Raw genomic sequence first — 24,524 nt, 5'->3', positions numbered from 1 at the left:
ACCATCCGTCAACTAGGCCCTCCAAACGACGCCTCGCCGCTCGTACTCCATCCGGTGTTCGACGGCGGCCGCGATCGAAGCCCCGGCGAATCGCTCGATGATCCACAGCGCCAGATCTACGCCGGAAGTCACCCCTCTGGCCGTAATGACGTCCCCGTGATCGACAATCCGGTAGACTAGGACGTCCGCATCGTAGCGCTTCAGCTCGTCCTTCGCCAAGTAATGCATGGCGGCTCGCTTTTGCTTCAAAATTCCGGCTTCGGCGAGCAGCATGCCGCCCGTACATACTCCGGCCACGACCGTTCCAGCGGCGTGCAGCTCCCGGATCAATCGGGGCAGATCTCCCCTCTCATCGCTCGCGCCGCTGCTCCTTCCATAACGCATTCTCCAAGCCATTGTACCATAAAAGGGGTTTCGCGCACGTCCTTCTTTTAAGCGATCAATCCGGCTTTCGCCAATCCGTTGCGGATACCGCCTTCATCCACATGGCTGGTTACATAATCGGCATAGGGAAGCAGCTCCTGATGCGAATTCCCCATCGCGATGCCCAGGCCTACGAATTCCAGCATCTCCTTGTCGTTCAAGCCGTCCCCGAACGCTACCGCCTCGGACGGCGTGATTCCGAGCCGCTCCAGCATCGCCTCGATCCCTTGCGCCTTCGACCCGCCGGCCGGCAGCACGTCCATCGCTTTGGGATGCCAGCGAATCAGCTTGAGCTCCGGCACCTCCCCTTGATACAAGTGCTCCTCATGGCTCTCGCAGTGGAGAAACATCTGAAGAATGTCATTGGCTTTCCAAAACTCCGGGTCATGTCCAGGAAGCTCTACTTTTAAAGACAAGACCGATTCCGTCACAAAAGGATGCTCCGCCCGGTCGGAGCAGTACGCATGCTCCCCTTCAAAGACGAGCGAGTGTCCGTGCCCTGCCGCCAGGTTAACCAGAGCCTCGATGCTTTCCTTCGGAATCACCCGTTTATATACCGGCTTCCCCCGGTAAACGGCATAAGCGCCGTTCATGCAAACGAACGATTCGATCCCCAATTGATCGGCCAACGGTTTAATAAAATAGGGGGGGCGCCCCGTGGCGATGACCGGCTCCACCCCGTTTGCCTTGAGCGCCCGGACGGCTTCGACCGTATCCGGGGGAACCTCCTTGTTCTCGTTGACCAATGTCCCGTCGATATCAAAAAATACGATTTTGTACGCCATTGCCTTCATGTCCCCTATTCCTCGATGAATGTTCCTCAAAACAAGCCTAAAAACCAAGTATAGCACCGGCGCCGAAGATGACAAGAACCTCCCGTTCGATTTTTCCGAAATGCCGCCTTCTCCAAAAAGGGAAAGAAAGGAACAAAGCCGAAGCTTCGTTCCTTTCGGTTATGGTATATACCATTTATTCATTCCTAATCTTCTACGGACAAACGGTTGCCGTCCGGATCTTCAAAAAAGAAATATTTTTGCACTCCCTCGTAGAGCAAAATATCGGTAACAGAGACGCCGTGATCCATCAGCCGACGGTGAGCGGCCTCCGCATCGGGCGTTTTGAAAATAAAAAAGTTGCCGTCGATATGCCGGTTGCTCGGAAAGCGCACGGGAACGTCTTGTTCCGCTTGGAACAGCACCAATACCGGCCCGCCGTCACTGACCTTAAACTCGACCGTGATGTCGCCGCGCTGGAATTCCTGCAGCCCCAATACCGTACTGTACCAGGCTGCGGACCGGTTCAAATCCCGGACGGGTACAAAAATCCCCGGAATGCCGGTAAATAAAGCGTTGTTGTTTTGTTTTGAAATGCCGGTACACCGTCGTTTTCGTGGAATACGCCGTCAGCAGTCCGATATCGGACGTGATGCAAGTGGAGGCGCCCCAGATGCCGGCCGAAAGCAAGGCCGCCAACGTTAAAGGCGTGTTGGCTCCGACGGAGGCCGACAATTGCAGAAGGACGGGAATCGCCATAATATACAGGCTCCAGTTCAATGTCACCAAAAATTCCGTAGCCGAGAATACCAGGAAAATGATGAACGGCAGCCATTTCGGAATGACGAAAACGGATACAATTCCGACAACATAATTGGTAAAGCCGATATCGGTAATGGAGTCCGCCAGCACGAAAGCCGCAGCCATAATCACGGCGAGCTCCAGCATATTTTTCATTCCATCTAGTACCGTGACAATATACGTTTCTGCTGTAAAGATGCCTCTGGCTACGTAAATGACGCCGGTGGCGAGAATCGTAATAAACGCGCCCAATTGGGTGTTTGACTTGAAATAAATCGTTGAGGCAATAAAGATCGCAATGGGAATGAAAAAATAAATGAGATGAGGTGACGGTTTGCCGGCGGGATCGCCTTGGCTTCTGTCCGAAGCATGCTCTGCAGCCGCTCGTTCCGGTTCCTGTTCTTCTGTGAGCGAATCCGCTTTCAATTCGGCGTCATCGCGGTTGGCGTAAGCTTGCTTCATCGGGCCCATATTCGGTAGAACCCCTATCACATTCAGAAGCGTGACCAATAAAAAAGCCAAAGGAAAAAACAGCAGTGGCACCAGCCCGGTAAACACCCGGATGCCTTCCCCCTCCGCCGCGTATCCGTTCGTGACCAATAACCCCGCGATAAAGATCGCGCCCGTTCCGATCGGATACAAATGAGTCAGCGTAATGGCGGTCGAAAGCGTAACGTACGCCGTCTTTTCTCTCGGCGTCTTGTATTTGTCATTCACCGGCGTCATGCAGGTGCCTACGGTCGAGGAGCTTAGATAAAGATCGAACGATAGGAAGAAGCCCATCAAGTAATTGATGAGTAAAGCCGTCTTGCCGCTCTTGGCCCTGCTTCCGGCCCACAGACCGAATTGCCGGGACAGGCCGCTTTTGTCCAGAATCGCTACGATGCTGCCGATCGTCAGCAGGACCAGGATCAGCCACAGGTTTCCTTCGGTCGTCACCTGCTTCAGCAGCTTTTCGTTATAGGTAAGAAGGAAGCCCCACTTATATTTCATAAAGACCGCCAGCAAGCCTCCCCATACAAACCCTTCCAGCACCTTCTGGGTCAGCAGAATGAAGGCGAACATAACGACCGGCGGAATCAAGGACCAGGCCCCGTACGTTCCCGGGTTCGCCGGAGCACCGAGAGCAACGGCGACGAACACGGCCAGTATTCCGGCATAGATGTACGTATTCTTGTTTTTCATCGCCATACTCCCGTATTTGAAGGATATCCGTTGCGAGAAAGAAAGGAATGAAGCCGGAGCTTCATTCCACTCTTCGTCTTCTTAATACTTGACGACGCGGTAATAACGGCGGGTCGTCAGCGGATGGTTCCGCTGCACTTCAAGATGGGCGCTGACGCGCTCCATCACCGTTGCAATTGTGACGGTCGACAGGAACTCGCGGAATTCCGGATGGATTCCGTCCAGCGCGTAATTCTTCGCGTCGAAGATCGTGACTTCATCCGAGTATTGCGTAACGAACCGTTCGACGCGCTCCATCAACGGACGAGTGGCATCTTCTCCCTTAAAGAGTATAATGCTCATATCTTTTTCGACCAATTCGATCGTCCCGTGGAAAAACTCCGCGGCATGGATGGATTTCGCGTGAATCCACTGCATCTCTTCCAGCACACACATGGCGTACAGATACGTCCAGCCCCACAGGTTGCCGGAGCCGACGAGCATATGATACTTCTCGTCCTTATATTTTTTCGCGAAGGCTTCCGCTCTTGCGTCTTCCTTCTCTTTGATCGCCGCAAGCGCTTCGGGAACCGTGGCCAGTTGGTCGGCGAACAGAGCGTAATTGTCAAATTCTCCCCGGCTGTTCAGGAACTTCAGCACGATCAGCAGCAGCTGCAGATGGAACGACTCGACGAGCGTATCGTTGGCCGCCGCGTTGGCGAAGACGTAGTCGCTGGCCTGCGCCAACGGCGTTGTCGCATCGCCGACGATTCCGATTACCGTCGCGCCTTTCTCTCTGCAATACTTGGCGGCATCGACGGTTTCCTGCGTCGTGCCCGACAAAGAGGAGGTGATGACAAGAGACTTGTCCGTCAGCTGTTTGTGTCCTTCCACCAGCAGCTCCGCCGCGATCTCCGCATAAACGGGAATGCTGGAATGCGTTTTGATGATATATTCGAACGGATACTTAATGGCGATCGTTCCGCCGCTGCCGACCAGAAAGACGTTGTCGATCTGTTTTTTCGTAATTTCATCCATCGCTTGTTCGATCTGGCTCCGGAGGCCGACTGCCCCTTTCATAATGCCGACGAACCGCTGACGATCAAAGTTTAACATGTGACTCATTCCTCCTGATTAAGGGTTTGCTTTGCACGATTAGCGAACTTAGTGGTATATACCATTTTCGACGCGGGCGAGCCGCGCGAGGGTCGCCCCGCCATTCATATTGGTATATACCAATAATAAAATATTAGCTTGCTTTTCCATTCTTGTCAATGCAAACGCTCTAATTTCAAGCCCGCCGAGCCCGCTCGTTGCTTGCACTGACGTGCCTCGCATGCTTCCACACCGGGATGTGCCCCGGCTGCCGGCCGTTCCCGCTCCCGGTCCCGGCCGGCACACATCCGGTCTCGCGCATCGGCGCTTCTTCGAAGATTAAGGCAAGAGCAGCGGACGAAGCCTGTCTACCGACCGGCCGAAGGCGACGTCCGGGTCCGTCAAATAGGCGGAATCCGCCAGCTCCAGGGTCAAATACCCCGCGTAGCCATGCTCCGCCAGCTGCTTGAGGTATGCTTCCACCGGCAAATTGCCGTCCCCCAACGCGAGATGGCCCGAAGGCGTCCCGTCAATCAAATGAACGTGCGGAACGCCGCCAAGTGCTTGGAAATAATCGTCGATCGTTTCTCCGGCGACCGCCATCGCCACCGTATCGATCAGACCGGTCATCGCACCGGAGCCGACCTCGTTCAGCATCCGCCGCAGCGAAGCGAGATCGGTCACCAGATTCGATTCCATCGGCTGTAATACCTCGAGCAGCAGCGTGACTCCCTGACGCTTCGCGTTGTCCGCAAGAGTCCGAAGCGCCTCGCACGATCGCTTCCAGGCTTCTTCCCGGGGTTCGTTATAATAGCCCCAGCCGGAGGTGATCAGCATGTACTTCGCTTCGAGAGCCGAGGCGATCTCGATGTTTTTGCCGAAATAAGCGATGCCCGCTCGGCGGGCCGCTTCGTCTTGGGCCGCGATATTGAACGGATACATAATCTGTTCGGGCGTATAACAGACCAGACTGAGCCGCCGGCGGTTCAGCTCTTGACGGATCTGTTTCACCTGCGCATCCGTCGCCGTGTCCGAATACAGATGCGGCGAGCCTCCCCACAGCTCGATATGGGATACCCCGTGCTTGTCCATCGAATCGAAGAAATAGTCCAACGAATACATCCGGTAATGCAGGTTCATCCCTGCGATCTGCGCGAACCGAAGATGAGCCATCGTCGTTCCCCCTGTCTTCATGGTATATACCATTAATCCGGAGCCGCTCCGGGCTTTAATAAGGCTTCCCGTAACCGAAAGCTCCTTCGACCAGACATGTTTTGGCGGCAAACGCCGCGCCCGCGTCGAGCGCCTTCCGAACGGACGCCTCCGGGGCCTTGTTCCACTCCCCTTCCGTCAACAGCGCGAGCACAAAGGCGGTAAAGAACGAATCGCCCGCACCCAGCGTATCGACCGGCTGCACGAAATGAGGCTTTTGCAAATAAAACGCGCCGTTATAATAAAGCAGCGCGCCCCGGCTGCCCATCGTCCCCAGCACACCCGTGCAGCCATATTCCGAGGCGACGAACGCCAGCTTCTCCCGGACGGCGTCCTCCCCCATCGTCCCGCACGAAAGCAGGCAAAGATCGACATGCGGACATACCCGCTTCAAATCGTCGTCGTCCCATTCGTCGGAGCAGTCGAAGGACAAGGGAACGCCCAGCGCCCGAAGCTCCTGCAGTTGGGACTCGATGCCGCTGTAAATGCTGGTATGAATCCATTGAAACTGCTTCATATAGGCATAGTCCGAATCATCGAATACGAGCGGATGCTCCTGCTGGACGCCGCCTTTGTTCCATCCGACCATCACCCGGTCCCCGTCGATCAATTCGATGAGCGAGCAGCCGTTCTCGCCCTTCGCCGAACGGCAGCGGGACGTATCGACGCCAAGCTCATTCAGCACCTGATGCACATGACGGCCTTCCTCATCGGTGCCGAAAATGCCGAGATATGCCGCCTGCGCTCCCAATTGTTTAGCATATACGCTGAAATTCACCGCGTTGCCGCCCGGATACATCATGCTTTTATATACGTATTTATCGACGACGTTATCACCTAAGCCCAGTACATTCATGGTTTGCCTCCACTTTTGGTATATACCACTATCAATAAAAAAATTAGTTATTTTTCACATTCAGCTTCGAAAAGAATCGGACGATATCCCCGCGGGTCAGCGCCTGCGAGAACTCGATCAACTTGTCGTTCTTATCGAAGGCCTGCGCCTCGACCAGAATGCACGGGCTGTCGTTGCCGACGCGCAGCAGCTTGCTTTCCGCTTCGTCGCTAAGGGAAATCCGCATCGTCTGGTCCGCACGCACGAGCTTGATCCCGTAATGCTCCTCCAGCACCTCGTACAAGGAGATGTCCTCCAAATTCATATGCGCTTCGATTCCCGGGCAGTAAGCGTAAGGAATATACGAAAGCTCGATGGAGACGGGAATTTCGTCGGCATAGCGGACCCGTTTGATCGACCAGATCTCCTCTTCTTCCGCAATCCCGAGCATCTTGGCCACGAAGCCATTGGCCGGTTCCTTGCGCTTGTAGATCGTATTCGTCGAAGGACGAAGCCCTTTGCTCAATATATTTTTGGAAAAGCTGGTGAATTCGACGAAATCCAATTGAATCCGCCGGTTCGTCACGAACGTGCCCGATCCGACGACCCGTTCCACGAAGCCCTCCCGCTCTAAAATAGAAATCGCATGACGGGCGGTCATCCGGCTGATCTGATACTGCGCGGCTAACTCACGCTCCGAAGGAAGCTTGTCGCCTTGCTTCCATTTCCCGCTTTCGATTTCTTGAATGAACAAATTTTTAATTTGCTGGTAAAACGGGATATGGTCTCCTGCTTTATTCATATGGAACCCCTGTCACGCGCTCGATTAGCGAATTACCGTCCCCATGGACGGCCAATTCCAGCATAGCAGATGACCGTAAAAACGGTCAAGGAAGCGGCGAAGCCTGCAATTCCCCGATCACGTCCTCCAGCGGCCGGTCGGTCATGGAACGAAGACGGCCGTCCACGCTGCCAAAGGCCAGCTGCTCGGTAACCGGATTCGGAACGATGACGCACCATAACCCGGCCGCTTTCGCGGCGGCGGCTCCGTTGGCGGAATCCTCGAAGGCCAGAGCTTCATGCGCCTCGATTCCCAGCGCTTGGATCGCCTTGAGATACAGCTCGGGGTCCGGCTTCACGTTCGCGACGTCGTCTTTGGTCTTGATAACCTCGAACGAATCGAGCAAGCCGAATCTGCGCAGAAACGATTCCACCCACGCCCGATCTGAGCTGGAAGCCAGTCCCACTTTCAGCCCTAACCGCTGCGCCGCTTCGATATATTCCGCAACCCCGTCGCGCAGCGTGACCGTCTCCATCTTCACGGCATGCAGCTTGGCCGCCGCTTTCCTCACTTCGGAGATATCCGTCCGTCCTTCGGCCATTTGCCGGATATAGGCTTCGATCTGGCCTCCGTGCGATCCGACACAGGCCGCAAATACTTCCGTCGGAAAGGGGATGTTGTAACCGCCAAACACCTCGGCATAGCAGTCGAACCATGCGGATTCCGTATCCACGATTAAACCGTCGAAATCAAATACAATCGCTTTAATAATAGTCGCTCACTCCTGCCGGTTCTGTCGATTCCCTCAATATTGAACCCGCCTGTAGTACCTTCTGGTCGTTAAAGGGTGGTTGCGGACGTGCTCCAAATGACAGCTTACGCGTTCGAGCAAGGCCGCCGCGACGACCGGCGACACATATTTCCGATAGGCCGGCGATATGCCCGCCAGCTCGTAGTCCGCCGTATCGAATACGGTCAGCTCGTCCGTATAGCTCTTGGCAAAACGCTCCACCCGATCCATCAGCGGACGGGTCTCATCCTCCCCTTTGAGCAGGATCAGACTCATGTCCTTCTCGATCAACTCAAGCGCTCCATGAAAGAAATCGGAAGCATGGACCGGTCTTGTTTTGATCCACTGCATTTCCTCCAGAATACACATCGCGTAATAATACGCCTCGCCCCAGGTATTCCCGGAGCCGACCATCATATGATAGTCTTCGTTCCGGTAGCGCCCGGCAAAAGCTTTCGCGCGCGCCTCCGTTCGTTCCTTCACGTCAAGCAACGCTTCGGGGAGCCGCTCCCACTCCGCGACCAGGCGGTCATAATCGGGAAACTCCCCTCTATTATACATAATCCGGAAAGCCAACAAGTAAAATTGGATGAAAAAAGATTCGCAGGACGTGTCGTCCTCGGCGAAATTGACGATGCTGTAGTCGGTCAGCCCGGCTAACGGAGTCCCGGCTTTACCCGTAAAGCTGATCGTCGCTGCGCCCCGATCCTTGCAATATTGTGCCGCTTCGACGGTTTCCTGGGTCGTGCCGGACAAGGAAGCCAGAACGACAAGCGACCGCTCGTTAAAATGCTTATGATCCATCGTCACGAACTCCGCGGCAATTTCTCGATACACCGGAAGCGTCGAGTGAGTCCGAAGCACGTATTCGACGGGTGACATCAAGATTCCCGCGCCTCCGGAGCCGATCAGAAACAAATTCGTAAAGCCGCGCGCGGTGACCTCCTCTAGGGCTTGATTGATTTGGTCCCGGCAAGCCACGGCACCGCTCTGGATTCTCTGATAACGGTCTCTATCGAAATTGAACATGTGGATTTGCCTCCCGGTGTGTGAATTTTTCCACGATTGATTTTTATTAACCAAGCGCCTCGCGAACCGCTCGCAGCCCCTTTTTTAAAGGCCCGATCGGATCGAGCAAGTACCTTTCCGCACAAATTTCGAGAGTCAGGTACCCCGGATAGCCGTGCTTCGAGAGCTGATTCAAATAATCGCGCAGGGGAAGCTGGCCGTCTCCCCAAGTCAGATGATCGCTATCGATAAAATGAATATGGCGCAGGTCGTTCCCCAGCGCTTGAAAGCAATCGTCGAACGTTTCGCCCGCCGCATGCATCGGACAAGTATCGACGACCGTCTTCAGCCGGTCGGAACCGACCTCCCGCAGCATTCGGGCCTGCATCTCCGTGTTCGTCACCAGATTGGATTCGAAAGGCTCCAACTGCTCCAGCACCATCGTCATCCCCAGCTCCTCCGCCTTGCTGGAGAGCTGCTGCAGCGAGTCACGCGAGCGTTCCCACGCCTCCCCGACCGGTTCGCTCCGGTAGCCCCACCCGGGCACGATCTGCAAGAGGTCCGTCCCGAGCTCCGCGGCGGCCTCCAGCGCTTTCGTGAAGTAACGGAGACTGCGCTCGCGGATATCCTTCTCCCTGGCGGCAATATTAACCGGATACACGCACTGCTCGGGCGTGAAGCAGATGACGTTTAAGCCTCTCCGCTCGATTTCTCTTCGAATGCCGCCGACCTGGCGCAGCGTTACATCCTCCACATACAGATGCGGCGAGCCTCCCCACAGCTCGATATGCTCCAGTTCGAGCTCGACCATGGCATCCAGAAAATAATCCAGTGTATACAGCGGAAAATGCTCGTTCATTCCCGCAAGGCGCGTCAGCGAAATCGTTCCCATCACCGTCAGACCTTCCTCCCTTCCGGCCCCTGCAGGCCCAACGCCTTCCGGATCGTGCCGATCGATTGCTCCAAATGCCGGTCAGGCTCCAAGTAGTGCTTGACTCCGCACGTCTCCAGGCCGATGTACCCTTGATATCCCCACTCGCCCAGCTCCTTCAGGAACGAGGCAATCGGCAGGTTCCCCGACCCGAGCGGCACGTGCCCCTGCGGACTGCCGTCGCACAAATGGATATGGTTCACGCGTCCCGCCAATTCGCTAAAATAAGCTTCCAGCGAGTCGCCTGCGACGACCATGGGCACCGTATCCACATTGCAGCCCAAATGCGGCGATCCGATCTCTTGCATCATCCGTTTGGCGGTTTGCAGATTGTGAACGAGGTTCGACTCATGGTACAGCAGCGGCTCCATCGTCAGATGTATCCCAAGCGTCTCCGCTTTCCTGGCGATGAGCTCGAGGGCGTCCCTGGACCTTTTCCAGGCGTCGTCCGTCGGTTTATCGTAATACCCTCTCCCGGCCACGATTTGCATCCGTCCGGTGCCGAGCTCGGACGCGATATCCAGGCTCTTGAGCGCGTAGGCAATACTGCGTCGGCGCAAAGCCTCGTCTTCGGCCGCAAGGTTGATCGGATAGACGCACGTTTCCGGCGTGAAGCAGGCGATCGTAAGCCCCCGCGCTTCAATTCCGCGCCGGAGGCTGCTCACGTCAGGCAGCTTCAAGTCTTCAATCGGCACGTGCGGCGAGCCGCCCCATAATTCGACGGCCTGCAGCTCCAGCGAAACCAGCTTATCGAGAAAGTAATCCAGCGGATACAGCACATAGTGAATATTCATCGGCGCAATCTGAGACATCGTCACGGTTCCCACGCCCGATCACCCCTTTACGCTTCCAGCCGACAATCCGCGGACGAATTGCCGCTGGAACAGGATAAAGACAATAATCATCGGCAGCGCCGCCATCGATAACGCGGCCAACTGCATGCCGAAGCCGGCGGTCAGTCTGCCTTTCAGGTTCAGGATGCCGACCGGAATCGTCCATTGGTTGCCATTTTCGAGGAACGTGATCGCGAACATAAATTCATTCCAGATGACGATCGTCGCAAGCAAAGCCGCAGAGATGATAATCGGCCGGCTCATCGGAATAATGACGCTCCACAGAAGCTTCCACGAATTCCCTCCGTCCAGAAAGGTCGCCTCCTCCACATCCCGCGGAATCGATAGGAAGTAAGAGCGGATCAAGAAGACGGAGAAAGGAATCTGAAAGGCCGCATAAGGAATAATGAGTCCCCAATACGTGTTGTACAGATGAAACAACTTCAAAATTTGATATAAAGAGACGATGCTTGCTTGGGGGGCCATCATTAGTCCGCTTAGAATAATCAAAAAGATGACATGCCTGCCTTTAAACTGAAACCGGGAGATCGCGTAAGCGGCCAGCGTGCTGATCAGCACGGCCAGCAGAACGGATACGGCGGTGACGAAGACGCTGTTGAAAAAATACCGTCCCACCCCCGACTCCCAGGCGACTTGGAAATTGCTGAATTTCCACTGATTCGGCAAAATCCAGCTGTTGGCAAAAAACTCCTGATTGTTTTTGAAGCCGTTCATCATCATCCACAGGATCGGATAAATCACGCTTAAGGCGTATAGGACGAAAAAGACGAGCAGCAACCAAAAGAAGATACGGCTTTTTATTGTTCTGTGCACGTTCCTTTCGCCTCCTAGTCGTCTTTGGCCGTACCGGATAGTTTGATTTGACATAGGGACAGGAGCATCGTAATCACGAAGACGACCGTCGCAATCGAAGCGGCGTAGCCCATCTCGTCGTTCCGGAAAGCCGCTCGGTAGAGCATGGTGCCCAGGACCTCCGTGGAGCGGCCGGGACCGCCCGAGGTCAAAATGTAAATTTCGTCGAACAGCTTGTATGCGCCCAGCACCGTGATCATCGACGCGACCAGAATCATCTCTTTGACGCTAGGGAGCGTCACGGCGAAAAAGCTTCGGACGGGGCCGGCCCCGTCGAGATCGGCGGCTTCGTAGAAATCCTTCGGGATATTATGCATCGCGATCAAAAACAGCATCACGTTATAGCCGATATACTGCCATTGGGACACCCAGATTGCCGCATAAATGGCCAGGTTGCTGTCTCCCAGCCAAGGCTGTGCCAAGGAATGCAGCCCCAGCGCCTTGAGGCCCAGATTGATGATGCCCGTATCCGGGTTATAGATAAATTGCCACAGCAAGCCGATCACCACGAACGAGATCACGGATGGGATAAAAAATACGGTACGGAAAAAAGGCTGCATCTTCTGAAACAGCTTATGCTCCAGGATGGCGGCAATCACGAGCGCCGCGCCGACCTGAAACACGAAAGAAATGACGGCATACAGCGAATTGTTACGGATCGCCGTGTAGAATACGGGATCGGCGAACAAACGCTTAAAGTTAGCGAAGCCGATAAAGGTCTTATTCGGGGAAAAGGCATTGAAGCTGAACAGGCTATAGTAAAGATTCAAGGCGATCGGAGCGAGAACAAAAACGCTTACAAATACCAATGCCGGTAAAGCGTACAAGCTTGCCAGCCTGCGATTCCGGAAAACATTCATGTGCCTTTTCTCCTTTCGGGAAGATCAAGGGGCTGCCGATTCGGCAACCCTTTGACGGGGACTTCCGGTTATTTAAGCTCTTTGACTTCCTTCGCGACCTGCTGAACTTCCTTCATAATGTCCTCGGGCGACTTAAAGCCTTCCATCAACGGAGCGGCAGAGGTCCAGTATACGTCGACCAGCTTGGAATTGATCTGCACGTCGAGCCATTCGTTCACTCCGTGATCCAGCAGCAGCTGCATGGCTTTCACGTTTTGCGGGAATGAAGTGTCTTTGTTCACCGCGCCGATGACGGAGCTTTGCCATGTATTCATCTTCACCATTTTTTCCGCATTCGCCTTGCTGGTCAAAAACTTCAGGAAATCGATGGCTTCGTCCGGATGCTTGGACTCGGACGAGACGACGAAGCCGTCCGCCCCTCCGACAATGGACTTCAGATCGCCGTCCTCCCCTTCCATCGGCGGCATCGGGAACACATCCCAGTTATCCCCCATCGCCTCGACCATTTGCGGGAATTCTTCAGAGTAGGAGTAGTACATGGCGCTTTTGCCGGCCAGGAACGATTGGAGCGCCATATCGGCCGGAGTTGTATTGACATTCGAGTTAAAGTAGCCTTTGTCTTGCAGCTCCTTGAATTTTTTAAGCGCATCCACATAGCCGGGATTCGTCCATTCGCCGGTTTTGTAATTGTAGTCCTTCGCGCGGACCTCCGGATTGACCATCATGAGATTGAAGGCTGTCTCGTAGTGAATCGATGCCCAGATATCTTGCTGGCCATAAGCGATTGGCGTCACGCCCGCATTTTTCAGGGTCTCGCATAATTTCATGAATTCGTCGTACGTTTTAGGCTCCTGCAAATGATGCTTGGCGAAAATTTCTTTATTGTAGACGAAAAATTTGCCCAAGAGACGCAGCGGAACCCCGTAGGTCTTCCCTTCGTACTGGTAAGACTTCAGCGCCGAAGGAATGAAGCTGTTTTTCCATGCCGGATCGTTCTCCAGATAGGAGCTTACATCCTTGACCACACCGGCCCGAATATATTTTTGGGCGTATTCGCTGCCCCAGGAGAAGAAAATATCCGGTACGTCGCTGCCTCCCAGGATGACCTTCATTTTATCCTTCAACGTCTCGTCATAAATGGCCTCCGCCTGAATCTTGATGTTCGGATGGGTTTGCTCGTATTCCTTGATCACTTCATCGAAATAACCGCTGTAAACGGGCTGCGGCCACGATCGGAGCACCTTGAGCGTAATTTGCTTGCCGTCGCCGGCTGCCTTGCCGCCTCCTTCGTCGGATTTGGAATTGGAGCAAGCCGTCATCGTGAGCGCCAAGCACAGGGTTGCCGTCGTAGCCAGGCTAATTGTTTTGTTCATCGCAGTCACTCCCGCCTTTTTGTTATATGGTATATACCATTTATTTGAAGCTTCGGCTCTCTTGCAGCCAAGATGCTGACAAGAAGCGTGCCAACCTGTCGTTGTCCTTTTTAGATCGATAAATTTTGCAGGATCGTCGCCAGCGACACGTCGTTGTGATTCTCTTGTCGAATCGGGTCGTCGTACCGGTGTGCCACGATTTTATTGTTTACGATGCCCAGCAGCCTGCCCCGCTCGCCGCGGGTTAGCAGATGAACGGCCTCCACGCCCCAGCGGCTTCCGAGCACCCTGTCCGCCGCCGTCGGACTCCCGCCTCTTTGAAGGTGGCCGAGCACGGTGGTCCGGACGTCGTAGCCCGCCATCGCTTTGATGCGGCTTGCAATATCCGCGCCCGATCCGACACCCTCCGCCGAAAGAATGATGCTGTGCCGCTTGCCGTCCCGGATCGAAGCCTGCAATTTCCGGATCAGACCGTCGATTCTAAATTCAATCTCCGGAACAATCACATATTCCGCGCCGCAGGCGACTCCGGCCCATAGGGCGATGCTGCCGCTGTTGCGTCCCATCACCTCGATCAGGCCGATACGGTCATGAGAGAACGAGGTGTCCCGAATCCGGTCCGCGGCTTCCACCACCGTATTGACCGCCGTATCCGAAGCCCAGGGTCATCTCCGTTCCCGGCATGTCGTTGTCGATCGTTCCCGGGATGCAGACCGTAGCGACGCCTTCCGCCTCCAGCTTCTTCGCTCCCTCGAAGGACCCGTTCCCGCCGATCACGACAATCCCCTCGATCCCGGAAGCCTGAAGCTGCCTGACCGCCTGGGCTCTGCCTTCCTCGGTGCGGAATCTTTCCGACCGGCTGGTCTGCAGCATCGTTCCTCCGCGATGAATGATTCCCCCCACATCGCGCTCGGACAGCCTCTTGATTCGCCCTTCGATCAGCCCCTCGTAGCCTCCGTATATCCCGAATACTTCGCAGCCGAGTCGGATGCCTTCCCGTACGACGGCCCGGATGGCGACATTCATGCCCGGAGAATCCCCGCCGCTTGTCAATACAGCTATTTTTCTCATCCGTATCCCCCTATGTCCAATTTACTGTAAGCGTTTTAATGGTATATACCAATATTACATGACTTCCTCCGTTCCCGCAAGTCTTTTCTTCCGGGGCCTTGCGAAGGATCGAATGGTTTACATGAAAAAAAAGGCCTCCGGCCGTCGGAAAAACAAGGTTCATCCCTGCTTCCGGACGGCCCAAAGCCCAACTGCTTTATACAAACATTTACTTGCTGCGCTTTCGTTTCGTTCGTTTCGCCAATCCCGGCTTATTACTCAAATTGCGCTTGGAACCATGTTGCGGCTGCATCGGCTTCCATCGGCGTAAGCTGGTGGCCGTACCGCTCCCAATGAACCGTCACGGAAGCCCCCGCCCCGCTAAGCAGCCCCTTCAGCTCTTCGGTTTCACGCGCCGAGCAGATCGGATCGTTCGTCCCCGCTCCGATAAATACCGGGACCCCGGACAAATCCGGAAGCGCGATGCCCCTCCTCGGAACCATGGGATGATGCAGGATCGCGCCTTGCAGGGCGTTCCGGTAGTGAAACAACAGACTGCCTGCGATGTTGGCTCCGTTCGAATAGCCTACCGCGACGAGGCGGCTGCGGTCAAATCCGTATTGTGCGGCGGCCTGATCCAGAAACTCATTGACCTCCTGCGTACGGAAGACGAGATCCTCTTCGTCGAACACGCCTTCGGCGAGCCGCCGGAAGAAACGCGGCATGCCGTTTTCCAGCACATTGCCCCGAAGGCTGAGTACGGAGGAATCCGGCGATATGCGCTTCGCCAGCGGCAGCAGGTCCCGCTCGGTTCCCCCCGTACCATGGAAGAGCACCAAGGTCGGCGCTTCTTCCCGGCGGCCCTTTTCGAAAATATGCTTCATGGGCGTTTCCCCTCCAATGCTCTCACTTGAATCGGCAGCAGATTCGCCTCAATCGCGGCGCGATGGGGCTCATACCACGCGGGCAGCATTAATTTCTCGCCGAGTGTTTCGGCCGGTTCGTCACGGGCGAAGCCCGGCGGATCGGTTGCGATCTCGAAGAGAATGCCCCCGGCCTCGCGGAAATAGAGCGCGTTGAAATATTGGCGGTCGACGATGGACGTCGGGCGGTAGCCGTAGCTCTGCACTTCGCCCTGCCACTGGGCATGCTGCTCGAAATCCGCCGCGCGCCAGGCGATATGATGAATGGTGCCCGCACCTTCGCTGCCCCGGCTCACAGCCGCGAGCGGGACATCAATCACGTTGCCGAGCTCCCCTGCGGACCGGAAGCGGGCATACTCGCCGTCTTCCGCGACCTTCTCCAAGCCGAGCAGATGTACCAGCGCGTCCGTCGTTTTGTTCGGGTCGGTGCTGAATAGAACGGCGCCCCCGAAGCCCTTGATCGCTTTGTCGGCCGGAATCCCGCCGAACGACCAGCCGCTGTTCGGGCCTTCCTCCCGTTCGACCAGCTCCAGCCGCAGCCCTTCATTATCCTCGAACTGCAGGAACGTCTCCGAGAAGCGGCTTGCTTTGGTTACGGCAATCCCGAAGCTTGCGAGACGGTCCTCCCAATACCCGAGAGCGCCCGTAGGGACGGCATACGTCGTTATGCCGACTTGACCGCCGCCGACCCGGCCTTTGCGCGAGTTCGGCCACGGGAAGAACGTTATGATCGTTCCCGGGCTTCCCGCTTCGTTGCCAAAGTACAAATGGTATACCTCAGGAGCGTCGAAGTTGATCGTTTTCTTCACCAGACGCAGCCCCAGAATGCCTGCGTAAAAATCAACGTTGGCCTGCGGATCTCTTGCAAAAGCCGTAATATGATGAATACCGGATGTTTGTAATGTCATAAGAAACTCCTCCTCTATATTAGTCATTTCATGATTCGTGCCCAATTATTTAAGCAATGCATCCAGCGAATAAGCGCCGGCGCCCGTCAAAGCCACGCCGATAGCGACAACCAGCAGCACGAGTTGGTATTCGTACCCGTTGGCGGTAGACCACAGGCCGTTTGGACCGTGCACCTTCACGATCGCGCCGAGCATAGTCGCGGCAATCAGCACTGCAGCCAGCGGGGTAAGCAGACCGGCTGCAAAAAGGACGCCTCCGAGCAATTCCATCAGTCCGGCCAGTACCGCCATGACAACGCCCGGCTTAATGCCGACCGACTCCATCCACCCGCCGGTTCCTTTCGGACCGTAGCCGCCGAACCAGCCGAACAGCTTTTGCGCCCCGTGCCCGATAAACAGCAGCCCAACCACCAACCGAACCAACAACAATCCCAATGCCAACATCATCATCATCATCCTCCATTATTTTCAATTTGTTATTCTTAAATTTAAGATATTTGGCGCAACTTCCTTACAAACACATGACCGCATAAGCTTATGGCTTCTCGGCGCCACATACATGACCAATTACACTACTTTACGCCTTCATTCCAAGCAAGCCGCCTTACTTCCCAACCCCACGGCCTACGCTTTCCCCAATCGCTCCACCCTTTCGTTCGCTACCGTTTATACACCCCGAACTCCTCCTTGCTTATATCTTTAATTTAATTATCTTTATTTAAAGATAAATCATTTTACGATCCGTGTCAATAGTCAATTTAGAAATAAAATCAGGATCTGGACTTCGTCCTGACCTTCCCGTCGGGATGCCCTACCACGATCAGATCCGCCATGTTGACGAACAACCCGTTCTCCACGACTCCGGGCAGCTTATTCAGCTCCACAGTCAATTCGCCGGGATTCGGAATCGACCCGAACCGGCAGTCTATCACGTAATTGCCGTTATCCGTTACGAAGGGAGCTCCGTCCCTCATCCGCAGAACCGGCTCGCAGCCCATTTGCCCCAGCTGCTTGCTTGTCATCTCCCAGCCGAACGGCACGACTTCGACCGGAAGCGGAAACCGGCCCAGTGCGGACACGCATTTGGAATCATCGACGACAACAATGAACCGGGCCGAAAATGACGCAATCATTTTCTCCCGCAGCAAAGCTCCTCCCCCGCCCTTAATCAGCTCATCCTTCGGACTGACCTCGTCCGCACCGTCCACGGTCAGATCCAACGGAGCCTGCAGCCTGTCAAGCGGAAGAAGAGGAATACCCGCCTCGCGCGCCAGCTTTTCGGTCTGGACGGACGTCGGCACGGCCTCGATCCGCAGCCCTTCCTTTACCAACTCGCCGATTCGGAGAATGGTCCAATATACCGTCGATCCGGTTCCAAGGCCAATTTTCATCCCATCGCTGATGTATTCCGCCGCTTTCACGCCGGCTGCTTTTTTCGCATCCATCTTAGCGCCCCCGATTGTGCAGACTTCCCCCCGGCAGCCGGTAGACCGGCAGGACTAACCTCCACACCGGTCGGCTGCTCATGCAGGCTCTTTAAGTATAAATTTTAACACGCTCTTCCAACGGTTTAAACTCCTTGTCGCCAGGAGGCGCTGTAGGCTTGCCGAACGGCATTTGCGCGATAAGCTCCCACGTTTCCGGCAGGCCCCATTCCGCTCTCACCTGTTCGTCGATCAGAGGATTGTAGTGCTGCAGCGATGCCCCCAAGCCTTCGTTTGCCAACGCGGTCCAGATGACATACTGGAGCATGCCCGACGACTGCTGGGCCCAGGTCGGAAAACGCTCCTGATAGGTAGGGAATTGAGCTTGCAGCGCTTCGATCACGGCCATGTCTTCGAAGTACAAAATCGTGCCATAGGCAGCGCGGAACCCGTCCATGCGCTGCTGGGTCGAGGCAAACTGGTCTTCCGGCACAATCGCCTTCAACACCTGCGTCGTAATCTCCCACAGCTTATCGTGATGGTTTCCGAACAAAACAACGGCCCGCGCGCTTTGCGAGTTGAAGGAGGAAGGCGTGTGCTTCACCGCTTCATAGACGATTTCCCGGATTTTATCGTCCGGAACGGTCGATTCTTTGCTTAATGTGTAAATGGTCCGCCTTTTCTTCGCCAAGGTTAGAAATTCATTTGCCACTGTTCCACAACTCCTATCGCAGAATGGGTATTAGCTTTACACCTCTTACAAGCTTCCCGAAAAACTATCGCCTTTATTCGTTGACTTGTCTCGATAAGCTTCATTAACCGTTCTGCCCCATCCGTGAACCGCCCTCTACCATCTACCGCAGCCCCGCTTCCGCTCTCGCTCTATGCCTGCTGAACGGAGAGTATGTCTTGCCGCGGCGTCGCGGATTGGCTCTCCCAGACGGTGCTGGGAATCTCGCGCCGCAGCACCGGGGCTACATCGGACGCGAACCGTTCGATCTGCTCGCGCTGCTCCGCTTCCGTCAATCCGTCGACACTGATGCTGAGCACTTGATGCCCATAGGCCTGATGGTAATTCAGAATCTTTTCAATCACGAAGTCTGCGCTCCCGATGAGAACAGGGCCGTTCTTGATGTTATCCTCCAGATCCCGGAAGGGCGATTGGTTATGCTGGGCCGCTGCTGTGGAGGTAAATGCGTCGTAGTAAGGGCGAAAGCGTCTGACCGCTTCCTCGGAGGTATTGGCCAAATACAAGCTTCCTGCGCCTGCGCCGACGACGGCATCCTTCGGATCGCGGCCGTAATAGGCCCAGCGTTCGCGGTAATGATCGATTAGCGCTTTATACTTGGCTTGGGGATGAAATGTATTGGACGAAAAGATCGGCTCGCCGTATTTTGCAGCCAATTCGGTGGATATCTTGCTGGATGCGCTGCCGTGCCATACGGGAATAGACTGCTGGAGAGGTCTTGGCTGTGTGGTCACGTTGTCCAGCGACGGGCGATAGCGCCCCTGCCAACTGACGTTCTCTTCATTCCATAATCGCTTGAGCAGAGCATACCGTTCCGACAGCGATTCCCACTGCTCCTCCTCGGTGATACCGAAAAGCGGATAGTGGCGGGGATCGTTGCCTTTGCCGATGATCAGCTCCAGCCGACCGCCGCTGAGGTGGTCAAGCGTGGCGTAGTCTTCGGCCACACGCACCGGGTCGAGCACGCTCATGACGGTTACGGTAGTCAATAAGCGGATTCGTGAGGTTCTGGCCGCAATGGCGCTCAGGATCACCGGCGGCGAGGTGGACAGAAACGGGGCACCATGCCGCTCGCCCACGCCATAAGCGTCGAAGCCGAGCTCTTCCGCGAGCATCGCTTGCTTCAGCACGTTCTGAAATTTCTGCTGCGCCGTCAAAGCCTCCCCCGTTACGGCGTTGGGGAGATTCATCACAAGGCTGGACAAAACAAATTTCATTCACACGACCTCCTTCGCTACAACGAAGTCTTTGGATTATGAAAATGTTACCATATGCCCGGTGAACCTACAATGAATTTTTCTTACTATTCCAATTAAAATACTATGTATAAACATCATAGCTTTACAGCGTGCCTCGGGAGCTTCCATTAACGGAAAATCGCCCTCAGCTGCAAGTTGGAGTGATTCGAGCAATTAGCAAGCGGGTGGGCTCCTGCATAAGATGCCTTATCACTTACAGAAACACCGAAACCCCTTCAAAAGGAGTGAAGTCAAATGGCATATATGCCGGTGTCTCCCCCTCCTCCATTCGTCCCAGAAGAACCTGCTACATCTTATATTATTGACTGCGTATTTCAATACACCTATGTCTGGTTATGGAACGGTGACAGCTTCTGGTTTTACCCAACTCGAGTCGAGTATGGTGAAGTTTCAGGTTATCGTTGGAACGGGCTGTTCTGGTCTTATTATGGAATAGATCCAAGATTGATCAGATCCGTTTCATGTCCTCCAGTTCCCACGTTATATTAAAAAATAGAAAACCATATTAGTCAGCGCCGTCGAGGGCTCTACATAATATGTATGACTAATATGTAGAACCCTTTATGTGTTAGCCAAAGCTGGTCGAAATACACGTTTAGCGAATTTTAAGACCATGCTCCGAGGTAGTAAACGCGGGATCTGGTCCATGAAATAATTATTTCCTCCAGCTATCTATGTTGTTGCGATCATGGTTTTTTCTTTTTTGCGTCTAACATAGCAACAAAAAGTGTCATAAGAACAGAGTACAAATAAAGACTTAGCATGGCTTGGTTCAGGGAAAATGTAGTAAGTTAGCACACAGTTGGCTATGAAAAAAATTAAGTAATTCATGATGATATTCATGTAGGTTTAACCGTCCTATTCTTAGAACCAAGGTTCTATAATAGTGGGTCTTCGAGCATCAATACTATACTAACCGTCAGTACCCTTTATGCTTTAGTTCGGTAAAAAACTTAAACATTCTTATATGTTAAAAAATCCCCTACAAATTAAAGGACAACTAACAAAGATTGGCCCTTGCCGCAAAGGATGCGAACAAGAGCCTTTTTTTTGTGGAGACGATCTTTTTATTTAAGATTATTTACCGGAAGATTTAACTCTTTACGTAATTCTTTTACTGTTTTTTCCCCGTTTAGGTAGGCTTGCTTTTCTTTTTCAAACCTTTCAATTTTTTTCTTAATTTCTTCAGCTTGTTTTAAGAACTCCGGATTTTGTTCTCTTTCCGCGCGTTCTTTCAGCTCAACTACTCCCGTGCCCATACCGCTAATGTACGAAGTCAATTGCATTAAGAAATTAGCTTCGTCATCCGGGTCCGTTTCTCGTCTCAATTTTTCTTTTTCAATATCAAGCTGTTTGATCCTTTTTCCTTCCGCAACAACGGCATCCTGTTCCTCTTTGGTTTGATTTGGCATCGCATAGAACTGATTTACTTTAGCGTCATACTCAGATTCGAGTTCCATCAGTCTCGCGGATTTCGCAAATGGATCAATTTTTGCGATTGCGGAAGTACCGATAGCGCTGAGTGCAACTACACAACATAAAGCAGTTGCTATTAAAGCGAATTTTTTATTCATTCTGTTTTCCTCCGATCCCACTCAAATTAGTTTGAGCTATATTTGATTTTAATGGAATAGACATAAGCTGAGGTACCATTATCCATTCTTGATTGAATTATATCCTTAAGACTTCGACCACTAAACCAATAAGCATAGTTATCATCATTGGTCGAGTGTTGAGATACATACAGATTTCCGCCCCCATAGGAATCTACCGTTACGGTATGAGTTGTATGGCCGCTGCTATCCGCAAACTGAACTTGATCCCCAAGCCATAGGTCAGCATTGAGTTCATCAAAATGATCATAAGCGTCATTTATACTATATTTTACCATCGAAAAGGCGTGCCGGCCATTTCCACTGTCGGTATTCCTCCAGAAGGGCCGGTGAACCGGGGCAACCATGTAGAAAAAAGGGCTTCAGCGCAAGGCTGAAGCTCGGTCGATTTTGCCCGATACGGACCGACGTTTTACGAAAAACTCAATCGTTATTATTCATTAAACAACGATCTTTAGGAATATATCGGTAATAAGAATACCCCCTACTGGTAGGCATGGCCTTATCCAACTACACTTACGGCCCGTTTACATGCGGGCTGCTTTGAAGACATTTTCATTCTATCGTTTGAAAAGCCAAGACAACCAAAATAAATTCGAAGAAAAACAAAAATAGCCCTTCGCCGCGTAGATGCGAACAAGAGCCATTTTTTGTATTGTTCCACGAAATCGAAGTCGCCGCTCAGGGCTAAAATTGGAACTTTCGTTAATTCGTTGTGGTTACAGGGCGACCGCCAACATTACATTTTTCCTTGGATTATCCATTTTCTTATAGTAATAACTCCCAGAATAATTACCCCTAATAGCAATAATGAAAAAATGAGGTACATAATTCTTACACCTTGAAGCTCTTCCCATTTTATAAATGTAAATACAAAAAGAGCGATATCTAATAAGGTCAAAAATATTTGTGGAATAATCCAAGCCCAACGTAACTTAGTGTTCTTTATGTTGATCCCTCCTTTTCTAAAGAGAAGAGTAAGCGCGTCGAGTTGACGCGCTTACTTAATTTTAAAATCCATTAACGACGCTGAATGAGGTATTTTCCCAGTATGCCCCACCGTTGAAATTCATCACTCTTGCATTTTCACAGTATTGTGCTGCCACTCTGCTCAGCTCCAATCGAGAAACAGTTGCATAAACTGTGGAAGTTAATCCAGCAAATGTGGACAGAGCACCGCCATAATATAGTGCTATTGTAATCCAACCTGCTGGTCCTGTACCATAGCCAGCAACAATTGTAATAAGTCCCATAATTGCCGATCCCCAACCTACTACTTCTGGCCATTTCGGTGCTTCCATGTATTGATTAATGTAACTATCGTAACCATTAATACTAGTCTTAAATTGAGTCATAGAATTTGCATTTTTAGAACTTCCATAAGTGGAACCTTCATATCTTAAGTACAGATGACCTTGTGCACCTAGCGTTTGTACACGGAACCATCCTGTACTTGTATTGTGATTATAATAATTATCATATGCTCCGGCCATTTCAATAGAAGCGGCGGCGTTACTTAGCGCAGCAAATGCTTTTTTTGCTTCAGGATCATTTTTTAATTTTTCAAGATCAGCCTTCTTCAAACCCTGTGCTTTCTGTGGAGCAGCCTCGGGGAGTTTAGCTACATAACCTTCAATTTCCTTCTTAATTTTAGTTTTTTCGTCATCCGACAAGTTTACTTGGACGAATTTTTCTGTTTTCTTTGCGGTAAGCCCTACTTTTTGTTGGACATGTGGAGTATTTGACGTTTCTGTTTGTTTAATAAATGTAGCTTCTCCTGAATCCCAATTATTATAGTATTCCTCGTGTTTGATAACAGAGTTCTTAAAGGAATTGTTCTGATCAAAATAGTCTTCAACAACACTTATCTTCGTCTTGATTTCTCCGTCCACATCAGTAATTTCAGTTATTGCATTGACGTTTTTGTACCCCGTGGGAACATACAATCCTTCAGCATTTTTAGTATCCGATAAAGTTTCAATACTGTAAGATTCAACAGTAATTTTAGCGTTATCAACGGGTTGGGCATTAACTGCGGGGACTACGACTGAGACACAGATCATTGTAGCTGTTAAAATAGAGCTTAAAGTCTTTTTAAATACCATTGATAACGCCTCCGATAGATTAAGATGAATTTGCTGAAAATGAGTCTTTTGCGAATACACCTGAAGGAGCTGTTCCAATGTAACTCATGGTGGAAATTTTTTTGATAGCAATATTCGTACTTACTTTTGTGGGATTATTGCATTTCTCCCCCCCTCCAATTTTGGCCAATATTTCAATATTTTGGTGTTTCAAGCATATTAACGTAAGTTGGGTCAAAAAGGTTTCGCAGGAAAAAAATTTTTTTTAAAATAATGCTAACGTCCCATGTTGTTCATCCGATAAAAAAACAATCGCTCGCGTAACAGTTTCTCAACTTGCTCATCGCTGTAACCAAGCTCTGCCAATCTTCGGGCGGCAAACCCGGCACCTGTCGATGCCCTGTATACCGCGTCATGTAAATCCTTTATACCGTATAACCGTTCAAAGATTGCACCGATCCGGGCAAGGTAGACAATCCGCACCTCACTTTCCCCGACCAATAACATTTCATACTGCATCATCCACACACCTTCAGCTTCAGCTTAGAAGAAGACTTTTGAGCCATCAGAATATACCGATCTAAACGCTGGCTGAGCTTCACCACCTCCTTATCCGAAAACGAACCCTTTTTCTCAACTAACCGTACCAATTGCCGCTGTAATTTTCTGATTTTCCGCTTTAGCTTTTTATTCATATCATCCATCCCTCGAATTCAATTATAATACTTCAATTCCAAATAAAGGGTATTTAGATTTTATGAAG

Annotated in this window: 24 protein-coding genes and 2 pseudogenes; all 26 read right to left on the bottom strand. The window is 52.4% G+C overall.

What is annotated here, in order from left to right; all coding sequences use genetic code 11:
• Positions 1-12: 12 nt before the first annotated feature.
• A pseudogene (locus QJ48_RS10005) lies at positions 13-351 on the bottom strand (DJ-1/PfpI family protein); the annotation flags it as partial.
• A gap of 80 nt (positions 352-431) precedes the next feature.
• The gene (locus tag QJ48_RS10000; protein ID WP_054973476.1) at positions 432-1,208 is read right to left on the bottom strand and encodes a Cof-type HAD-IIB family hydrolase; all 777 of its coding nucleotides are present in this window, start codon (positions 1,206-1,208) and stop codon (positions 432-434) included.
• Between the two features lie 194 nt (positions 1,209-1,402).
• Entirely contained in the window at positions 1,403-1,693 is a 291-nt protein-coding gene (locus QJ48_RS35785) for a VOC family protein (RefSeq protein WP_337589619.1), read from the bottom strand.
• Positions 1,647-3,182, bottom strand: coding sequence for a Na+/H+ antiporter NhaC family protein (locus QJ48_RS09990; protein ID WP_054973474.1), 1,536 nt, complete (start codon positions 3,180-3,182; stop codon positions 1,647-1,649). The genes QJ48_RS35785 and QJ48_RS09990 overlap by 47 nt, the downstream gene beginning before the upstream one ends.
• An 81-nt stretch (positions 3,183-3,263) precedes the next feature.
• Positions 3,264-4,277: an SIS domain-containing protein gene (locus tag QJ48_RS09985; protein WP_054973473.1), complete on the bottom strand. Its 1,014-nt coding sequence runs from the start codon at positions 4,275-4,277 to the stop codon at positions 3,264-3,266.
• Positions 4,278-4,595: 318 nt separating this feature from the next.
• Complete coding sequence (locus QJ48_RS09980) at positions 4,596-5,429, bottom strand: sugar phosphate isomerase/epimerase (protein ID WP_054973472.1); 834 nt, start codon at positions 5,427-5,429, stop codon at positions 4,596-4,598.
• 55 nt (positions 5,430-5,484) lie between these two features.
• Complete coding sequence (locus QJ48_RS09975) at positions 5,485-6,324, bottom strand: PfkB family carbohydrate kinase (protein WP_054973471.1); 840 nt, start codon at positions 6,322-6,324, stop codon at positions 5,485-5,487.
• A gap of 43 nt (positions 6,325-6,367) precedes the next feature.
• Entirely contained in the window at positions 6,368-7,105 is a 738-nt protein-coding gene (locus QJ48_RS09970; RefSeq protein ID WP_054973470.1) for a GntR family transcriptional regulator, read from the bottom strand.
• A gap of 85 nt (positions 7,106-7,190) precedes the next feature.
• Positions 7,191-7,856: an HAD family phosphatase gene (locus QJ48_RS09965; protein ID WP_054973469.1), complete on the bottom strand. Its 666-nt coding sequence runs from the start codon at positions 7,854-7,856 to the stop codon at positions 7,191-7,193.
• A 33-nt stretch (positions 7,857-7,889) separates the two neighbouring features.
• Positions 7,890-8,903 (bottom strand): SIS domain-containing protein, encoded by a 1,014-nt coding sequence (locus tag QJ48_RS09960; RefSeq protein WP_054973468.1) that lies wholly within the window; start codon positions 8,901-8,903, stop codon positions 7,890-7,892.
• 46 nt (positions 8,904-8,949) lie between these two features.
• A complete protein-coding gene (locus QJ48_RS09955; protein ID WP_063858060.1) occupies positions 8,950-9,774 on the bottom strand; it encodes a sugar phosphate isomerase/epimerase in 825 nt (274 codons plus the stop codon).
• 5 nt (positions 9,775-9,779) lie between these two features.
• The gene (locus tag QJ48_RS09950; protein WP_054973466.1) at positions 9,780-10,640 is read right to left on the bottom strand and encodes a sugar phosphate isomerase/epimerase; all 861 of its coding nucleotides are present in this window, start codon (positions 10,638-10,640) and stop codon (positions 9,780-9,782) included.
• Positions 10,641-10,646: 6 nt separating this feature from the next.
• Positions 10,647-11,480, bottom strand: a complete 834-nt coding sequence (locus QJ48_RS09945; protein ID WP_054973465.1) for a carbohydrate ABC transporter permease — start codon at positions 11,478-11,480, stop codon at positions 10,647-10,649.
• Positions 11,481-11,494: 14 nt separating this feature from the next.
• Positions 11,495-12,379 carry a carbohydrate ABC transporter permease gene (locus QJ48_RS09940; RefSeq protein WP_054973464.1) on the bottom strand — a complete coding sequence of 295 codons (885 nt, stop codon included), beginning with the start codon at positions 12,377-12,379 and terminating at the stop codon, positions 11,495-11,497.
• A gap of 68 nt (positions 12,380-12,447) precedes the next feature.
• Positions 12,448-13,752 (bottom strand): ABC transporter substrate-binding protein, encoded by a 1,305-nt coding sequence (locus tag QJ48_RS09935; protein WP_054973463.1) that lies wholly within the window; start codon positions 13,750-13,752, stop codon positions 12,448-12,450.
• 110 nt (positions 13,753-13,862) lie between these two features.
• Positions 13,863-14,823, bottom strand: a pseudogene (gene pfkA / locus QJ48_RS09930) (6-phosphofructokinase).
• A gap of 254 nt (positions 14,824-15,077) precedes the next feature.
• Positions 15,078-15,686 (bottom strand): alpha/beta hydrolase, encoded by a 609-nt coding sequence (locus QJ48_RS09925; RefSeq protein WP_054973462.1) that lies wholly within the window; start codon positions 15,684-15,686, stop codon positions 15,078-15,080.
• Complete coding sequence (locus QJ48_RS09920) at positions 15,683-16,633, bottom strand: ring-cleaving dioxygenase (RefSeq protein WP_054973461.1); 951 nt, start codon at positions 16,631-16,633, stop codon at positions 15,683-15,685. The genes QJ48_RS09925 and QJ48_RS09920 overlap by 4 nt, the downstream gene beginning before the upstream one ends.
• A 45-nt stretch (positions 16,634-16,678) precedes the next feature.
• Positions 16,679-17,077: a DoxX family protein gene (locus tag QJ48_RS09915; RefSeq protein WP_054973497.1), complete on the bottom strand. Its 399-nt coding sequence runs from the start codon at positions 17,075-17,077 to the stop codon at positions 16,679-16,681.
• A 326-nt stretch (positions 17,078-17,403) separates the two neighbouring features.
• Positions 17,404-18,078, bottom strand: coding sequence for a ribose-5-phosphate isomerase RpiA (gene rpiA, locus QJ48_RS09910; protein WP_054973460.1), 675 nt, complete (start codon positions 18,076-18,078; stop codon positions 17,404-17,406).
• A gap of 91 nt (positions 18,079-18,169) precedes the next feature.
• Positions 18,170-18,769 carry a nitroreductase family protein gene (locus QJ48_RS09905; protein ID WP_054973459.1) on the bottom strand — a complete coding sequence of 200 codons (600 nt, stop codon included), beginning with the start codon at positions 18,767-18,769 and terminating at the stop codon, positions 18,170-18,172.
• 170 nt (positions 18,770-18,939) lie between these two features.
• Positions 18,940-20,022, bottom strand: coding sequence for an LLM class flavin-dependent oxidoreductase (locus QJ48_RS09900; RefSeq protein WP_054973458.1), 1,083 nt, complete (start codon positions 20,020-20,022; stop codon positions 18,940-18,942).
• A gap of 1,109 nt (positions 20,023-21,131) precedes the next feature.
• Complete coding sequence (locus QJ48_RS09895) at positions 21,132-21,638, bottom strand: hypothetical protein (protein ID WP_054973457.1); 507 nt, start codon at positions 21,636-21,638, stop codon at positions 21,132-21,134.
• A 1,049-nt stretch (positions 21,639-22,687) separates the two neighbouring features.
• Complete coding sequence (locus tag QJ48_RS09890; RefSeq protein WP_054973456.1) at positions 22,688-23,782, bottom strand: hypothetical protein; 1,095 nt, start codon at positions 23,780-23,782, stop codon at positions 22,688-22,690.
• Between the two features lie 255 nt (positions 23,783-24,037).
• Positions 24,038-24,283: a hypothetical protein gene (locus QJ48_RS09885; protein ID WP_054973455.1), complete on the bottom strand. Its 246-nt coding sequence runs from the start codon at positions 24,281-24,283 to the stop codon at positions 24,038-24,040.
• Positions 24,280-24,456 carry an aspartyl-phosphate phosphatase Spo0E family protein gene (locus QJ48_RS35775; RefSeq protein WP_082420437.1) on the bottom strand — a complete coding sequence of 59 codons (177 nt, stop codon included), beginning with the start codon at positions 24,454-24,456 and terminating at the stop codon, positions 24,280-24,282. The genes QJ48_RS09885 and QJ48_RS35775 overlap by 4 nt, the downstream gene beginning before the upstream one ends.
• Between the last annotated feature and the right edge of the window lie 68 nt (positions 24,457-24,524).

Origin of the sequence: Paenibacillus sp. A3 (genome assembly GCF_001399685.1) — a bacterium.
Lineage (GTDB): Bacteria > Bacillota > Bacilli > Paenibacillales > NBRC-103111 > Paenibacillus_G.
Note: the sequence above shows the minus strand (reverse complement) of the source record. Positions and strands in the feature narration are given on the sequence as shown.

Bases quoted from the DNA above. Each gene is read 5' to 3' on its own strand.
- QJ48_RS10000 (WP_054973476.1), bottom strand. From the start codon at position 1,208: ATGGCGTACAAAATCGTATTTTTTGATATCGACGGGACATTGGTCAAC.
- QJ48_RS09990 (WP_054973474.1), bottom strand. From the start codon at position 3,182: ATGAAAAACAAGAATACGTACATCTATGCCGGAATACTGGCCGTGTTC.
- QJ48_RS09985 (WP_054973473.1), bottom strand. From the start codon at position 4,277: ATGTTAAACTTTGATCGTCAGCGGTTCGTCGGCATTATGAAAGGGGCA.
- QJ48_RS09980 (WP_054973472.1), bottom strand. From the start codon at position 5,429: ATGGCTCATCTTCGGTTCGCGCAGATCGCAGGGATGAACCTGCATTAC.
- QJ48_RS09975 (WP_054973471.1), bottom strand. From the start codon at position 6,324: ATGAATGTACTGGGCTTAGGTGATAACGTCGTCGATAAATACGTATAT.
- QJ48_RS09970 (WP_054973470.1), bottom strand. From the start codon at position 7,105: ATGAATAAAGCAGGAGACCATATCCCGTTTTACCAGCAAATTAAAAAT.
- QJ48_RS09960 (WP_054973468.1), bottom strand. From the start codon at position 8,903: ATGTTCAATTTCGATAGAGACCGTTATCAGAGAATCCAGAGCGGTGCC.
- QJ48_RS09955 (WP_063858060.1), bottom strand. From the start codon at position 9,774: ATGGGAACGATTTCGCTGACGCGCCTTGCGGGAATGAACGAGCATTTT.
- QJ48_RS09940 (WP_054973464.1), bottom strand. From the start codon at position 12,379: ATGAATGTTTTCCGGAATCGCAGGCTGGCAAGCTTGTACGCTTTACCG.
- QJ48_RS09935 (WP_054973463.1), bottom strand. From the start codon at position 13,752: ATGAACAAAACAATTAGCCTGGCTACGACGGCAACCCTGTGCTTGGCG.
- QJ48_RS09925 (WP_054973462.1), bottom strand. From the start codon at position 15,686: ATGAAGCATATTTTCGAAAAGGGCCGCCGGGAAGAAGCGCCGACCTTG.
- QJ48_RS09920 (WP_054973461.1), bottom strand. From the start codon at position 16,633: ATGACATTACAAACATCCGGTATTCATCATATTACGGCTTTTGCAAGA.
- QJ48_RS09915 (WP_054973497.1), bottom strand. From the start codon at position 17,077: ATGTTGGCATTGGGATTGTTGTTGGTTCGGTTGGTGGTTGGGCTGCTG.
- rpiA (WP_054973460.1), bottom strand. From the start codon at position 18,078: ATGGATGCGAAAAAAGCAGCCGGCGTGAAAGCGGCGGAATACATCAGC.
- QJ48_RS09900 (WP_054973458.1), bottom strand. From the start codon at position 20,022: ATGAAATTTGTTTTGTCCAGCCTTGTGATGAATCTCCCCAACGCCGTA.
- QJ48_RS09895 (WP_054973457.1), bottom strand. From the start codon at position 21,638: ATGAATAAAAAATTCGCTTTAATAGCAACTGCTTTATGTTGTGTAGTT.
- QJ48_RS09890 (WP_054973456.1), bottom strand. From the start codon at position 23,782: ATGGTATTTAAAAAGACTTTAAGCTCTATTTTAACAGCTACAATGATC.
- QJ48_RS09885 (WP_054973455.1), bottom strand. From the start codon at position 24,283: ATGATGCAGTATGAAATGTTATTGGTCGGGGAAAGTGAGGTGCGGATT.
- QJ48_RS35775 (WP_082420437.1), bottom strand. From the start codon at position 24,456: ATGAATAAAAAGCTAAAGCGGAAAATCAGAAAATTACAGCGGCAATTG.